Origin of the sequence: Streptomyces sp. NPDC053513, from assembly GCF_044544765.1 — a bacterium.
Lineage (GTDB): Bacteria > Actinomycetota > Actinomycetes > Streptomycetales > Streptomycetaceae > Streptomyces > Streptomyces litmocidini.
On sequence record NZ_JBITXP010000017.1, the window covers coordinates 98,362 to 113,772 of the forward strand.

Annotated in this window: 12 protein-coding genes and 2 pseudogenes; 12 read left to right on the forward strand and 2 right to left on the reverse strand. The window is 70.8% G+C overall.

Features of this window, described 5'->3' with window-relative positions; genetic code table 11:
* The first annotated feature begins 124 nt into the window (after positions 1-124).
* The 10 genes from ACIGW4_RS26270 (at position 125) to ACIGW4_RS26315 (ending at position 11,736) form a co-directional block, all read left to right on the forward strand.
* Entirely contained in the window at positions 125-1,381 is a 1,257-nt protein-coding gene (locus tag ACIGW4_RS26270; RefSeq protein ID WP_399583154.1) for a cytochrome P450, read from the forward strand.
* Between the two features lie 478 nt (positions 1,382-1,859).
* Complete coding sequence (locus tag ACIGW4_RS26275; RefSeq protein WP_359588601.1) at positions 1,860-2,996, forward strand: pyridoxal phosphate-dependent aminotransferase; 1,137 nt, start codon at positions 1,860-1,862, stop codon at positions 2,994-2,996.
* A complete protein-coding gene (locus ACIGW4_RS26280) occupies positions 2,993-4,243 on the forward strand; it encodes a hypothetical protein (RefSeq protein ID WP_123456543.1) in 1,251 nt (416 codons plus the stop codon). Before ACIGW4_RS26275 ends, ACIGW4_RS26280 begins: the two co-directional genes overlap by 4 nt.
* An 18-nt stretch (positions 4,244-4,261) precedes the next feature.
* The gene (locus tag ACIGW4_RS26285; protein ID WP_123456542.1) at positions 4,262-5,200 is read left to right on the forward strand and encodes a fumarylacetoacetate hydrolase family protein; all 939 of its coding nucleotides are present in this window, start codon (positions 4,262-4,264) and stop codon (positions 5,198-5,200) included.
* A 46-nt stretch (positions 5,201-5,246) separates the two neighbouring features.
* Positions 5,247-6,395, forward strand: coding sequence for a TauD/TfdA family dioxygenase (locus ACIGW4_RS26290; RefSeq protein WP_399583156.1), 1,149 nt, complete (start codon positions 5,247-5,249; stop codon positions 6,393-6,395).
* 87 nt (positions 6,396-6,482) lie between these two features.
* Entirely contained in the window at positions 6,483-7,823 is a 1,341-nt protein-coding gene (locus ACIGW4_RS26295) for a condensation domain-containing protein (protein ID WP_399583157.1), read from the forward strand.
* Entirely contained in the window at positions 7,820-9,397 is a 1,578-nt protein-coding gene (locus ACIGW4_RS26300) for an amino acid adenylation domain-containing protein (RefSeq protein ID WP_399583159.1), read from the forward strand. Before ACIGW4_RS26295 ends, ACIGW4_RS26300 begins: the two co-directional genes overlap by 4 nt.
* Positions 9,398-9,420: 23 nt before the next feature.
* Entirely contained in the window at positions 9,421-9,678 is a 258-nt protein-coding gene (locus tag ACIGW4_RS26305; RefSeq protein ID WP_399583160.1) for an acyl carrier protein, read from the forward strand.
* A gap of 3 nt (positions 9,679-9,681) precedes the next feature.
* The gene (locus tag ACIGW4_RS26310) at positions 9,682-10,911 is read left to right on the forward strand and encodes an MFS transporter (RefSeq protein ID WP_399583162.1); all 1,230 of its coding nucleotides are present in this window, start codon (positions 9,682-9,684) and stop codon (positions 10,909-10,911) included.
* A gap of 195 nt (positions 10,912-11,106) precedes the next feature.
* Positions 11,107-11,736, forward strand: coding sequence for a class I SAM-dependent methyltransferase (locus tag ACIGW4_RS26315; protein ID WP_359588593.1), 630 nt, complete (start codon positions 11,107-11,109; stop codon positions 11,734-11,736).
* 127 nt (positions 11,737-11,863) lie between these two features.
* Here ACIGW4_RS26315 and ACIGW4_RS26320 read toward each other — a convergent pair.
* Both ACIGW4_RS26320 and ACIGW4_RS26325 read right to left on the reverse strand, forming a co-directional pair.
* Positions 11,864-12,515: pseudogene (locus ACIGW4_RS26320) on the reverse strand (response regulator).
* On the reverse strand, positions 12,503-13,750 hold the full coding sequence (locus ACIGW4_RS26325) for a sensor histidine kinase (RefSeq protein ID WP_399583164.1): 1,248 nt from the start codon (positions 13,748-13,750) through the stop codon (positions 12,503-12,505). Before ACIGW4_RS26325 ends, ACIGW4_RS26320 begins: the two are co-directional and overlap by 13 nt.
* 134 nt (positions 13,751-13,884) lie before the next feature.
* Between ACIGW4_RS26325 and ACIGW4_RS26330 the strand changes: the two are divergent.
* Together ACIGW4_RS26330 and ACIGW4_RS26335 are read left to right on the forward strand one after the other, a co-directional pair.
* Positions 13,885-14,262 (forward strand): annotated as a pseudogene (locus tag ACIGW4_RS26330) (transposase); the annotation flags it as partial.
* A gap of 367 nt (positions 14,263-14,629) precedes the next feature.
* Positions 14,630-15,331, forward strand: a complete 702-nt coding sequence (locus ACIGW4_RS26335; RefSeq protein ID WP_399583166.1) for a class I SAM-dependent methyltransferase — start codon at positions 14,630-14,632, stop codon at positions 15,329-15,331.
* Positions 15,332-15,411: the final 80 nt, after the last annotated feature.

Here is a 15,411-nt window from a genome sequence, read left to right on the forward strand (position 1 = left end):
CCTCCCGCCGGTACGGGAGGCCGGGACGACTGATTCGTTACGCCCCGATGCAGCCGAATGCGCCTGCTCGCGACGGGTGTGTCATCACCAGGATTGCCCGAAGAAAATGAAACTTGATCATTCCGTGTCCCCGGACGACGTCGACCTCGAAGCGACCGATCTGACGGACAGCGATCTGTACGCCCATGGAGATCCGCATGCGGTGTGGACCGCGATGCGGCATCGCGACCCAGTGAGATGGCAGCAGGTGGACGAAGACCGCGGATTCTGGTCCGTCACCAAATTCGCCGACGTGGACCTGGTGTTGAGGGATCACACCCTTTTCACCTCCGAGCGGGGAACCATGCTCTTCCTGCTGGGGAAGCAGGATCCCGCCGGCGGACGTCAAATGGCCGCGACCGATCCGCCGCGCCACACACGGATGCGGGAGCCGTTGCGGCGCGCGCTCACCGCCAGGAATGTGGAGCCGTACCGCGACGCGGTCACCGCCGCGGTGCGCCGGCTGCTCGCACCGGCCGTCAGCGGTGAACCGTTCGACTTCGCCCGGGTCATGATGGCGCTGCCGATGGCCACGGCCAGCACGATGATGGGCCTGCCGCGCGAGGACTGGGATCACCTCACCCGCCTGACGGCGATGGCCGTCGCGCCCGGCGATCCCGACTTCGCGGAGCCCGGCGGAGAGAACGCGACCCTCCAACGCGCCCATCGCGAATTGTTCGGATACTTCCACAACGTCGTCCGACAGCGCCGCCGGAATCCGGGCGACGATCTCATCAGCCTGCTCATGGACACGGAGGTCGACGGGGAGAAACTGGATTCGGGCGCGGTCCTTTCGAACTGCTACGGATTGATCCTGGGGGCCAACGTCACCACCCCCTTCGTTCCCACCGGGGCCATGGCGGCCATTGCCGGCACACCGGCGCTCGAACTGTGGCGCAGCGATCCGTCACTGTTCCATTCAGGCGTGGACGAGGCGCTGCGCTGGTCCTCGCCCGCCAACCACTTCATGCGGTACGCGGTGCGGGACGTCGAACTGCGCGGCAAGCGGATCCGGGCCGGTGACGCGGTCGTGGCCTGGCTCGGTTCGGCCAACCGCGACGAGGAGGTCTTCGACGCCCCGTTCACCTTCGACGTACGCCGCAAGCCCAACCGGCACATGGCCTTCGGCAGCGGCCCCCACTACTGCGTGGGACACGCCGTGGCCCGGATGAGTCTGAAGATCCTCTTCACCGAGCTGTTCGAGGGCTTCGACCACTTCGAGATCGTCGGCGAGGTCGAGCATCTGCACTCGAACTTCGTGGCCGGCATCAAGAGCATGCCGATGACCATGAAGGCGCGCAGTGACGCCCTCGACCGGTACGCGGCTCTGACGCCCTGCTGAGGCCGGGTCACACCTCGGACGGGTAGCCGCCCCCGGGCTCCGCACGCCAAGCGTGCGGAGCCCCTTCGCTTTCCTCAACTCCCTTTCTGGTGAGCCTGGTTGAGGCGATGACCGCTGCCATCACACGGCGGGAGAGGAGTGCGACGACAGGCCGCGGCCCACGCGGCCCGAACGGCGCTTTACGGACACAGGGTCAGCAAAAGGGATGGACATGGACACCCACATGAATTCCCTCCTGTCCATTGTGCGTTGCTCTGAAATAAAGCCTCCGGGGGCGGTTGAGTTTCGGTTGATCATCCGTGTAGCGTTCCTACTGTTCGGTATCCGGACACCCGGACGGCGGAGCGCATACCGGTGCGACACGTCGTCACGGCCGCACCTTGCACGCGACCTAGTTCAACGTCGAACAGTCGCCCTCCGCCTCGTGATCGAGGCGCCGCAAGGCCCACACTCCCCACGAAAAGCACCAGGAGTCTCTGTGCTGCGCAATTTGACCGAGCGTCAGGTATCGGTTCTGTCCTACGAGTACAACCTCGCCGACGGGCACGCCTACCGCGCCTGGAGCCCCCAGGAGCAGGCTGTCGTCGACTCCACCCCCCAGAAGTTCCGGCAGGTCGACCGCCGCCAGCAGGACGCCATCGAGGCCGAGTACTTCGAGACGTTCTACGCCCTGGGGCAGCAGACGCTCGACACGGACCACTTCGCCCGTTTCCCCTGCTTCACCGCGTCGGCCGGCATCGAGATCATCGCCAACTACCTGCGCCTGAAGAACCTGTCGGCGACCCTGATCGAGCCCTGTTTCGACAACCTCAAGGACATCCTGCTCCGCCACCAGATCCCCCTGGAGCCCATCCCGGACGACCTGCTGGAGGCCGACGGCGACGTGCTCACGGCCTTCCTGGACCGGATCACGACGGACGCGCTGTTCATCGTCAGCCCGAACAACCCCACCGGGGCCACCGTGCGGCGCCCCAACTTCGAGCGCATCGTCGACTTCTGCGCCCGCACCGGCAAGACCCTCATCCTCGACTCGTGCTTCCGGTTCTACATGCCGGACGAGGACGTCTACGACCAGTACAAGATGCTCGCCGACGCCGACATCGACTGCATCGTCATCGAGGACACCGGCAAGACCTGGCCCACCCTTGAGCTCAAGGGCCCGTTCCTGTCCGTCTCCAAGCGGCTCGTCGAGGCGATCTCGCACATCAACTCCGACTTCCTGCTCCACGTGTCGCCGTTCTCCATCGACCTCGTGACGGACTTCCTGCGCACCTCGCTGCAGGACGGCCGCAGCCACATCCGCGGCGTCGCCGCCCAGAACCGGGCCGTGCTGCACGCCGAGCTCGCCGGCACCTTCCTGACGCCCGTCGAGCGCGAGCACATGAGCGTGAGCTGGCTGCGCATCGACGCGGACATCACCTCCGCCGAGGTCGTCGCCGAACTGGCACGCGAAGGCGTCCACGTCCTGCCCGGCAACGAGTTCTACTGGACCGACAAGAGCGTCGGCGACCACTACGTCCGCGTCGCCCTCATGCGCGACCCGGCCATGTTCGTCAAGGCCGCCGCCCGCCTCGGCGACACCGTGCGACGGCTGACCGAGACCCTCGCACGATGAGCCCCGCCGCCGCGGACCTGCTGCACAGCTGGAACCCCCGGGCCGACGCGGCGCTGCGCGGAGTACGCATCGAGGACGACGTACGCGAGTCCCTCCAGAGCGTGGCGGTGCGCCGGCCCACACTGGGCCACCGCACCCACCTGCTGGACCTCGCCGCCGCCGTCGGCGTGCACGTGTCGTTCCTCGGCTTCCCCGCCGCCTCGCACAACGAGTACGAGCAGTGCGCGGCACTCGTGCGGCACATCGTCGACAACGGGCTCGACATCGAGCCGGTCCTGATGGCGCGCGCCGTGCCGTCCGACCTCACGCCGCTGCTGGAGATCGGGCAGAGCACCGGAGCACCCGTCCTCGCCGACCTCTACCTGAGCACCAGCCCGCTGCGCTGCCACGTCGAGGACTGGTCGCTGCCGGACATGCTGCACCGCCTCCAGCGGGTGGCCCGCCGGGCGACGGCGGAGGGCCTCGACTTCCGGATCGCCTTCGAGGACTCCACCCGCACCCCTCCCGACGTCCTCGCCGACTGCATCACCGCGGCCGTCGACGTCGGAGCCCGCTGCGTCGTCCTCAACGACACGGTGGGCCAGTGCCTGCCCGAAGGGGCCGCACGTCACACGGAATTCGCCCGCGAGGTCCTCTCACGGGCGGGCAGCGACGCCGTACTGGCCTGGCACGGCCACAACGACCGCGGTCTGGCCCTGGCCAACTCGCTGGCGGCGGCACGCGCCGGCGCCGGAGTGATCAGCGGCACGTTCCTCGGGTTGGGCGAGCGCACGGGAAACCTCGCCCTGGAGCAGTTCATCGCCGTACTGGCCGAAGCCGGACACACCGACTTCGACCTCAAGCGCCTTCCCGAGATGTGCGCCGCGGTCGCCGAGGTGCTCCACGTCGACGTACCGGCACACCAGCCCCTCGTCGGAGCGGACGCGTTCAGCACCGCGACGGGCACGCACGCCACCGCCCTGGTCAAGGCGCGGGCCATGGGACGGGACTTCGAGGACCTCATCTACTCCGCCGTCGAAGCCGCCTCCCTCGGCCGCGAGCAGACACTGCTCATGGGCCCCAACAGCAGCGGCCGCTCCATCGCGACCATCCTGGGCGAGATGGGGCTCCCCGCCGACGACGCGGCCGTCGCCGCGGTCCTGGACCACTGCAAACAGCGCGCGACGACACTGCGCGGTCGCGAGGAGGCGGCGCGCGTCCTCGACCTCGCGGCCCGACCCTCTCCCCACACCGTCCCACCGGCCTGACAGGCCCCGGAGCACATCATGCGCCTGGTCACCTACCGCCCCCCGCACACGGGCGACCCCACCCTCACCCTCGCCGGAGTCCTGCACGACGGGCACGTCGTCAACCTCAACACGCTGCCCCTGCCGACCGCCTGCCTGCACCGCGACCGGGCCTTCCGCTCGGTCGAGGACGTCCTGGCCTCCTACGCGCTCGACACCGTCCGCGAAGCCTGGAACAACGTACTCACCGACCCCGAAACCCTCGACAGGCACCTGGCCGAGCACGGGGTCCCGGCCGACGAGGTCCACTTCGAACCACCGGTGCTGCGCCCCGGCAAGGTCATCGGAGTCGGCATGAACTACCGGTCGTTCCTCGCCCAGCTGAACGAACCGACCCCCGAGCACCCGACGGTCTTCCACAAGACGGCCTCGGCGCTGCGCGGCCATCGCCAGGCGGTCCACGTCCCGTCCAACACCGACCAGCCCGTCCCCGAGGGCGAGCTGGCCGTCATCATCGGCGAGCGCGCCCACCAGGTCTCGCCCGACGAGGCGCTGTCCCACGTCGCCGGCTACTCCTGTGCCAACGACATCAGCGCCCGCGACCTGGAATTCCGTACGAGCCAGTGGACGAGCGGCAAGATGCTCGCCACCTTCGGCCCGCTCGGTCCCGCGCTCGTGACCTCCGACGAGATCGGCGACGTCGGCGACCTGGCCGTCCGCACCTACCTCAACGGCGACGTCATCCAGGACGGCAACACCGCGGACATGACCTTCGGCGTCGCCGAGATCATCAGCCGTCTGTCCTGGCTGACCCCCCTGGAGGTGGGCGACGTCGTCCTCACCGGAACGCCCTCCGACCTGGGCGAGCTGTCGCCGCCCGTCTTCCTGACCGCCGGCGACACGATCGAGGTGGAGGTCGAGGGCATCGGGCGCCTCACCAACACCGTCGTCGCCCCCCATCTGTCCCCGCGCGCCTGACCACCGCGCCACCCCCCTCACGATCCTGCACGCAAAGGAGACCGCCATGGCCGACACGGCCACCATCACCAGCGCGTCCTTCGACACCGCGGCCGTCCGCATCCAGTGGAGCGACGGCCACCACAGCACCCTGCACAGCATGTGGCTGCGCGACAACTGCGCCTGCGCCGACTGCGGACCGCACGCCACCGGCAGCAGGCTCCAGCGGCTGCTGGACATCCCGGACGACGTCGCCCCGGCCACCGTCGTCGCCGAGCCCGACACCCTCGCCGTCACCTGGGACGACGACGGCCACCAGTCGGTCTACACCGCCCACTGGCTGCGCACCAACGCCTACAGCCCGACCGCGCTGCGCGACTCCCACAAGCCGGTCAAGACCGTCTGGGACGGCACACTGACCCAGTGGCCCACCGTCGAGTGGGACAAGGTCCTGACCGACGACACCGAGCGCCGCAAGCTGCACGTGGCCGTCGCGGAATTCGGCTTCGTCCTCCTGCGCGGCCTGGGCACCGACCACGACGGCATCGAGAAGCTCGCCGACGAGATCGGGTACCTGCGCGAGACGCACTACGGCAAGTTCTTCGACCTCATCACCCGAGCCGAGCCCCAGATCCTCGCCGACCTGGCCGGTCCCATCCTGCCGCACACCGACGAGGCCTACCGACGCGTTCCCACCGGCATCAACATCTTCCACTGCATCAAGCCCAGCCCGTGCGGGGGCGGCGTCTCCCAGCTCGTCGACGCGTACAACGTCGCGCGCATCCTGCGCGAGCGCGACCCCGAGGCGTACGAACTGCTCACCCGCGTCCCGGTGCAGCACCAGCGCCGCATCGAGGACCAGGTCATCACCTCCGACCTGCCCGCCATCCTCCTCGACCACGAGGGCGAGGTCGTCGAAGTGCGTCTCAACGAGCGCACCATGACCGCCATCCGCGTCGACGAGGACCTCATGGAGCAGACCTACGCGGCCCTGCGCACGGCGTTCCGCATCGCCTACGAGCCCGCTCAGCGCATCGAGTACACCATGGCCGCGGGAGACGCCCTCCTCTTCGACAACCTGCGCGTCCTGCACGCGAGGACGGGCTACAACGGCGACCGTCACGTGCGCCAGTGCCAGGTCATGCGCGACGAGTTCTTCGCCAAGGGCGTCGCCCTGTCCGAGAAGACGGGCCTGTTCGGCTCCGTCCAGGCCTGACCCCTCCGCCCGGGGCGCCGCCGGCGAGACGTCCTCGCCGGCGGCGCCCCGGGCCCCGGCCCCGATCGCCCGACAGAAAGCCCGCCCATGAGCTACATCACGCCGCGCCCGGACATCCGCCGCGCACCCACCACCCCGGCCCAGCGCCGCGACTGGCGTGCCCACCATGGCCGAAGCGACAACGCCTTCATGAACCTCTCGGCCGCCTTCACCCTCGAAGGGCCGCTGGACGAAGGAGCGCTGCGCCGCGCTGTCGACCGACTCGTGGCCCGGCACGAGGCCCTGCGCACCGAGTTCCGCACCGACGGCGACCTGCTGTGGCAGCACGTGCTCCCGGCGACCGCCGAACACCTGCCGTCGCTGGCCACCGAGGACCTGGCCGACGACGCCCTCGATCCCGACCAGGCCGAGCGGCGATGGGCCGCGGCCGTCGCGGACCGCTCCTTCGACCTCGAAGCCGGCCCGCCCGCCCGCTTCGCACTCGCCCGCACCGGGCCCGAGCGCGCCATCCTGTGCGTGGTCCTGCACCACATCATCTGCGACCAGACCAGCGTCCGCATCGCCCTGCGCGACCTCGCCGCGCTGTACACCGCCGAGATCACCTCCGCCCCGGCGGAACTGCCCGAACTGCCCGTTCAGTTCCCCGACTACGCCCACTGGTGGCACGAGCGCTCCACGACGGGCGGCTTCGACCGCAACCTGGCCCACTGGGCCCGTAGCCTGGCCGACGCCCCGGCGGTCACGCCGCTGCCCGTCACGCCGTCGCAGGACCGGCACGCGACCACGTACACCACGCCCCTGCCCCACCACTCGGCCGACCGGCTCGCCCGGGCCGCGGCCGAAGCCCGTACCACCCCGTACGTGCTGCTGCTGTCCGCCTTCGGCGGCGCGCTCGCCGACCTGACCGGAGCGCGCGAGCACCTCGTGGAATGCGGCTACGCCAACCGCCTCTCCGCACCCCTCTGGGAAGGCGTCGGGCGCTTCTCCAACAATCTGGTGCTGCGTGTGCCGACCGACCCCGGCGCCGGCACCCGGGAACAGCTCGCGGCCACCCATCGCGCCGCCATGACGGCTTTCGCCCACGCCCGCGTCTCCCTGGACGCCGTCAACGAGGCGGCACTCCTCGACCGCCAGTACGTGCCCAATCCGGAATCCGCCGTCGCGTTCCAACTCATCGACGGATTCACGGACCTGCTCCCCCTTCCCGGCGTCGTCGCCGAGCAGCACCCCACCGCGGCCGGCAGCATCCTGGACCTGCTCAGCGTCATGGTCGAACGCAACGGCTCCCGTCTGACGCTGCGGGCCACCTACTGCCCCAGTCTGCTCTCCACCACCTGGATCGAGGACCTCGCCCGGCGCTTCCTCGACCGCCTCGACGCCCTCGTCGCGGACGTCGAGCACGACCGGACCGCGGAGGCGACCGCATGACCGTCACGACCCTCCACGACCTCGTCGCCCGGACGGCACGCCGCCACCCCACGGCCACCGCGCTCGTCGTGTCCGGCGAACCCGCCCTCACCTACGCCCAGTTGATCGACGCGGCCGCGGCCACGGCCCGCACCCTCGTGGAGGCGGCCGGAACCGGGGAGGCCTTCCCGGCCCGCGTCGGCCTCACCGGGCACAAGACCACGGCCACCTACGCCGCCTATCTCGCGCTCCTGAGCCTGGGCGCCGCGGTCGTGCCCATCAGCACGGCCGCCCCCACGGCACGCGTCAGCGCCATCTGCGAAGCGGCGGGCCTGTCCCTCCTGGTCGACACGACCGGGGCGGCCGCTCCGGCGCCGCTCGCCGGGGCGCCGAACGCCCCCGCCGTGATCGCGATCGGCGCGTCGCCCACGCCGTCGGCACCCGTTCCCGTACGGGCGGCGCCCGCGCGCCGGGAGCGGTCGGCGGCCACGGCGCACGGGGACGATCCCGTCGCCTACGTGATCTTCACGTCGGGCACCACCGGCCGCCCCAAGGGCGTGCCCATCACCCACGCCAACGCCCTGGCCTGCGTCCACCACAACATCGACGCCTACGGCATGGGCGTCGGCGACCGGCTCACCCAGACCTTCGACTTCGCCTTCGACCCCTCGGTCTTCGACATGTTCGTCGCCTGGGGGTCGGGAGCCACCCTGGTCGCCCCCGCCCCCAACGACCTGCTGCACCCGGTCGCCTGGGTGCGCCGCGAGGCGATCACCCACTGGTTCTCCGTTCCCTCCACCATCGCCACGGCCGTCAAACTCGGCGAACTGGCCGACGCGTCGATGCCGACGCTGAAGGTCAGCATGTTCGGCGGAGAGCCCCTGACCGCGGACCACGCCCTCGCCTGGCACCGGGCGGCACCGCAGAGCAGGCTGGAGAACCTGTACGGCCCCACGGAGTGCACCGTCTCCGTCAGCAGCCACTCGCTCGCCGCCGATCCCCGGTACTGGCCCCGGACGGACAACGGGACCCTGCCCATCGGGCGCGTGTACGACCACCTGGAGTGCGTCGTCGTCGCGGACGGCCACGAAGCCGAGCAGGGCGAGCTGTGCGTGCGGGGGTCGCAACGCTTCGCCGGCTACCTCGACCCCCGGGACGACGCCGGCCGGTTCCTCGTCCGCGAAGGGGACGCCTACCGCCCCCTCGCCGACGGCGCTCCCCCCACGGCGGAGGCCTGGTACCGCACCGGGGACCGCGTCGCCCTCACTCCCGACGGCGACCTGGTCCACCTCGGACGCCTCGACTCCCAGGTCAAGATCAGGGGTTTCCGCATCGAACTCGCCGAGGTCGAGGGCGCGCTGAGGCTCGCCGAGCCCGTCCAGGACGCGGTCGTCGTCGCCGCCCCCGGTCGGGCGGGCCACCTGGAACTCACCGGCTTCTACACCGGAGACGCCGTCGACCCGCGCACCCTGCGCACGGCGCTCGCGGCCTCGCTCCCCTCCTACATGGTGCCCCGTCGCATCATCCACCTCGACGCCTTCCCGCTCACCACCAACGGCAAGGTCGACCGCACCCGACTGCTCCACCACAGCTGACCCGCATCCGCCAAGGAGATCCCATGAACCCCACCGCCATCGAAGAGACCGTCCGCGAGCACTGGGCCCTCATCCTCGAAACCTCCGCCGACGACATCACCGACGACTCCGACTTCTTCGCCGACGGCGGCGACTCGCTCCTCGCCGCCGAGCTCGTGGCCTCCCTCAGCGACGCCGTCAAGGCCGACGTCGACATCGCCGACCTCTTCCTCGACGCGTCCTTCGCCGGACTCGTCCGAGCCACGGCCGACGCCCGCGCCCAGGCCCTCGCCGGCCACTGACGCATGGCTGCGGACGCCACCACCGCCCGATCCGGGAGCCGCGGCACCATCGCGGCTCCCGTGGTCGTCGACTTCCTCCTCTCCGGCCTGGGCTTCTACTGCCTGGTCCCGGTCCTGCCGACGATCATCGGCATCCTCACCCGACACCCCGACCCCCTGCTGACGGGCACCGCGCTGTTCGCCTTCACCTTCGCCTACAAGGGGGGTTCGCTCTTCTTCGCCAACACCCTGCAGAGGCTTCCGGTACGCGCAACGACCGCCGGCGGCCTGGTGGTCGCGGGTGCGGGCTTCCTTCTGCTGCACGGCATGACGCACCCCGTCGGCATCCTCGCCTCCCTGGTCCTCGCCGGGCTCGGCGTCAGCGCCAACAACATCAGCGCACGCGTACTGGTCGCCCTCACCCAGGCCGAATCCACCGCGCGCAACACGGCCTTCGCCCACATCCAGGTCGCCATCAACGTGGCCGCCGCCGTCGGCCCCCTGGCGGCGAACCTGGTCCTCGGCGACCACCCCCGTGTCCTGCTCCCCGTGATCGCCGGCATCTTCGTGCTCACCGCCGTGCTGATGTTCGCCCTCGTACCGCGGGGCCTGCGGCCCTCCGACAGCGCCACCCGCAGACCCCTGGGGCTCCGGGTCGTCGCGGACATGGTGCGCGACCCGCGCGTACGGACCGTCTCCCTGCTCACCCTCGTCGGCAGCGTGATGTACGGCCAGTTCTTCTCGGCCTTCGCCATCCACGTCACCCACGTCACCGGCTCCCCGGCCGTACGCGGTGCCTACTACACCGTGAACGCGGTCGTCATCGTCGCGGGCCAGGTCGTGGTCACCCGCCTGACCAACCGGGCACTCGGCCGCGGACACGCGCCGTGGGCCGTCATCCGCGTCGGCATCGCCGTGTTCGGCCTCTCCTTCCTCCTCCTCGCGCTCCCCGGCGCGTCCATCGCCCTGACCTTCCTCGCCGTGGGTGTCTTCGCCACCGCCGAGATGGTCTTCTCGCCCATGGTCAGCACCGCCTACGCACAACTCGGCGGCGACCGCCCCATGGTCGAGGTCTTCAACTTCCGCCAGGTCAGCGCCACCCTCGGCGAGTCCCTCGGCGGCTTCGCCGGAGGCGCACTGTTCACCACGCTGTTCCAGCACCGACTGGGCTGGGCCTACTGGGCGGGCGCCGCGCTCCTCGGCCTCGCCACGACGGCCGCGTTCCACCGGCGCGAGGCCGCCGCCCGGCAATGAGGCCACGGGGACGCGAGCGCGGGACACGGCCCCGGGCCCTGCCCCGCGAGTACGAGCCCTCGAGACGCGTGCCCCCGCCGGCGCCGGTCCTACGCCTCGCAGCCGTACCGTTCGGCGAGGTCGGCGGCCGCTTCCCGCACCACGGCCGCGCTGTGCGACAAGACCAGCCATCGGGCCGGTTGTAGAGTCCCGCCTGTGGCGGATCACCAGGACGAGACCAGGGCGGCCTACGACGGAGTCGTCGAGCTGTACGCATCACTGTTCGCGAACCGGCTGGAGACGCAACCGTTCGCCCGGTCCATGATCGGCACCTTCGCCGAACTGGTGCGCGCGACCGGCAACCCGCGGGCAGCGGACGTCGGGTGCGGGCCCGGACACCTGACGGCCATGCTGAACGAACTGGGCCTGGACGCCTTCGGGTTCGACCTCTCCCCCGGCATGGTCGACCACGCCCGGCGGGCCCATCCGGCGCTGCGCTTCCAGGAGGCGCGGATGGAGTCCCTGCCGGTCGAGGACGGCGCGCTCGGCGGCGTACTGGCCCACTACTCGATGATCCACACCCCTCCGGGAGAACTCCCGGAGCTGCTCGCCGAGCAGGTACGCGTCCTGGCTCCGGGGGGCCTGCTCCTGGTGTCCTTCTTCGGGACCGACGGACCGGAGCCGGTCCGGTTCGACCACAAGGTGACACCCGCCTACAGCTGGCCGGCGGACCGCCTCGCCGAACTGCTGGCCGATGCCGGGCTCGCTCCCTTCGCCCGGCTGCTCCACGATCCGGGCTCCGAACGGGGCTTCCTCGACGCCCACCTGCTGGCCCGCCGTTCGTGACCACGAGGAAGCCGTCTGTTTCGATGTGGCCGGTGATGAGGACGGCCGGTCCGAGCCAGAGCGCGGCCGGGGCGAAGGCCACGGGGGCTGGTACTCCAGCCGTGGATCGTGATCACGGACGGGAAGGTCAGGACCGGGACGCTCCGAGGAACCGCAGCGCGGCCAGGACGCGGCGGTGGTCCGTGTCGACCACGGGCAGGTCGAGCTCGGCGAAGACGTTGCCGATGTCCTTCACCACGGCGCTCTCGCTGACCAGCAGCGCCCGTGCGATGCCGGCATTGGAGCGCCCCTCGGCCATCAGGCCGAGCACCTCCCGTTCGCGGGGGGGGCAGCCGCGCGAGCGGGTCGCTGTCGCGCAGCAGCAGCAGCTGGGCGACGACCTGCGGGTCCAGGACCGTGCCCCCGTCCGCCACTCGCCGGGCCGCCGCCACGAAGTCGGCGACATCGGCAACCCGCTGCTTGAGCAGGTAGCCCACACCGCTGGTGTCCGCGGACAGCAGGTCAGCCGCGTACCGCTCTTCCACGTACGGCGAAAGCAGCACCACCGGCGTCCCCGGCCAGCGGCGGCGGATCTCCGTCGCCGCCCGCACCCCCTCGTCGATGAAGCCGGGCGGCATCCGGACGCCGATCAAGGCACGTTCGGGCCGGTGCTCCGCCACTGCCGCCAACAGCCCCTCCGCGTCGCCGGCTTCCGCGGCGACCTGGAACCCGCCCCTCTCCAGCACCTTGATCGGGCCGACCCGCAACAACACCGAATCCTCGGCGATCACCGTGCGCACGGCAGCTCCGCGGTGATGGTGGTGGGCCCGCCGGCGGGGCTGCTGACGTGGAAGACCCCGTCGAGGGAAGCGACCCGTTTGGCCAGCCCGGTCAGCCCCGTCCCGGCGGCGGCGTCGGCACCGCCCAGCCCGTCGTCGGTGACGCGCACCCGCAGCACCTCACCGACCTGATGCACCGTCACCTCTGCGCGCATCGCGTCGGCGTGCTTCGTTGCATTGGTCAGCGCCTCGGAGATCACGAAGTACGCGGCTGACTCCACGTCGGGCGCCACCCGCTCCTCCAGATCGACCCGCAGCCGCACCGGCAGGGGCGTGCGGGCAGCCAACCCGGACAACGCCGCGTCCAGGCCCCGGTCTTCGAGGACGGCCGGGTGCAGCCCCCGCACCAGGTCATCGAGTTCGGCGATCGCCTCCTTCGCCTCCAGGTGCGCTCTCGCGATCACCTCGCGGGCATCACTCGGCAGGTCCGGGCAGGTGGCAATGGCCAGACCCAGGTTGACCGCGAGAGACACCAGCCGCTGTTGGGTGCCGTCGTGCAGGTCGCGCTCGATCCGGCGGCGCTCCGCGTCGACGGCCTCGATCAGGTTGGTCCGGCTCACGGCCAGCTGATCGACCCGCTCCTGGAGCCGCTGCGCCCGGCTGGGCCCGAGCAGGCCCGACGCCAGCCGCGCCTCGGCCCGGGCCACTGCCCGCGCGGTCCAGGGCAGGGCACCCAGGAGGAGGAGTCCAGCCGCTGTGTAAGCCGGCAACTGGGTCAGGTAGCCGAACCAGTCCTGGCGGATTCCGGTGGGCAGCGCCCATGACCAGGCGCAGGCGAGGACGCCCGCCAGGCACGCCGCTGCCACCGCGAGCACCAGCAGCTCCAGCAGCGCGAGCAGCGGGCCCAGCAGGAGGTGGTAGCCGATCTTGCGCCAAGGCCGCGTCGCCGCGAGCCACCGGGCGGTCGAGGCCCACGTCCGTCGTTCCGGCGCGGTGGGGGTGAGCCGGGGGACGTCCACACCGATGAGCAGCCGGTAGCGAGCCCGCTGAACGGTCGTCAGCACCGGGGTGCCGAGCAGGACCAGGGCGGCCGACACGAAAACCGTAAGGAGCCAGTTCTCCGTTCTGGCGGTGGTCGCCGCCGCCCAGGCCCACACGGGCACCAGCGCCAGGTGCGGCAGCACACCGGCGGCAAGGAAGCCGGTGTCCCGCCGCGCCCGGAGGACCGTGCGTCTCAGTCCAGCCGGAATAGTCATGGCACGACGCTAGGGCACCGCAGGAGGGCGGTGCCATGAAACCTGTACCCGATCTCATGGTGAACCTGGTACCAGCCGCAGATCTTGATCTTGGCCCGTGGGCGGACAGCGTCTCGGATCGGCAGGTCGGCTTCTGCCGGACGATCCCGGAGCATGCCGGTGACAGCAGTCCGGCCGGTATGCGGCACCTGCTCAGCCGCGCGTCCCGGGACGCCGACGGAGTCCGCGACGACATACGGGACTTCGTGGTCGAGCACCTCGGCAACCAGGACGCCGTCCTGGTGGTGGACGAGACCGGCGACCTGAGGAAGGGCACCGCGAGCGTCGGGGTGCGACGCCTGTACATCGGGACCGCGGGGCGAATCGAAAACGCCCGGGTCGCCGTCCACCTCGTCCACTCCACCCCGGTCGGGCACCCTGCCATCGACCGGCGCCTCTCCATCCCACGCTCCTGGCCCCAGGACCCCGACCGGTGCCGGGCCGCAGGCATCCCGGACCACGCCGGCCATGCTCGCGCACGCATTCCTCGTGGCCACAACCGCCGTCGAACGGACCACCGCGGCCACGCCGCCCGGGCTCGCCCCGCTGACCCGCGGCCAGATCCAACGTCTTTTCGCCGTTTTCGCCGCACCGCCACGCGGCCTGGCGCACTGGCTCAGTCGGTCATTCCGGCGCCGACGACATCAGGCCCGTGCACGGAGCAGCCACTACCGACGTGGCCCTCCAGCAGTCGTGATCACGATCTACGGCTGGAGTACTGGAGGTGTCTTTCGGATCACCGTGCCACAGATCGCCGGACGTTCAATCGGGTGGTCGTTCGTACGTGGTCCTGGTTAACCTCCGCTGGTGTTGCATGCCGAGTTCCGTGACCCTTTACTGGTGGCTGTCTACGATGCCGAGTGCCCGTGGACACGTGAGGACGACTTCTTCCTCGGTGTGGTGGGTGAGACCCCGAGAGGGAGGGTGCTCGATCTCGGCTGCGGTACGGGGCGGCTGGCCCTGGGCCTGGCGGCGGCCAGCCACGTGGTCACCGGCGTCGACCCGGCCCGCGCCTCGCTCCAGGCGGCCCGCGCCAAACCCGGCTCCGAACGGGTCACCTGGGTGGAGGGAACCTCGGCGGACCTGCCCGGCGCGGCGTTCGACATCGCGGTCATGACGAGCCATGTCGCACAATTCTTCGTCACGGACGAGGAGTTCGGCCGCGCTCTCGCCGATCTGAGGCGTGCGCTCGTGCCAGGCGGGCGCCTGGTCTTCGACACCCGAGACCCCGCGGCCCGACGCTGGGAGGCGTGGAACCCGGCCGACTCCCGCCGGCAGGTCGAGCTGGCGGACGGAACCGTGGTCACGGCCTGGACCGAGGTCACCGCCGTCATCGACGGCGCGGTCTCCTTCACCCACCACTACACCTTCTCCGACCACCAGCGGCTGCAGAGCACCGCGACCCTGCGCTTTCGGACCGAGAGGGAAGTCCGTGCGGCACTGCACACCGCGGGTTTCCAGGTCGGACACGTCTACGGTGGCTGGAACCGGGAACCGGTCGGTGACGGAGACGGCGAACTTCTGGTGATCGCCCACCGCTGACGTCTCGCAGTGTGATCGCTGAACTCATCGCAGGGTCGGGCCCGTTGTGGCGGGAGCGTCACCAGGCCAAGCCGGCCTCC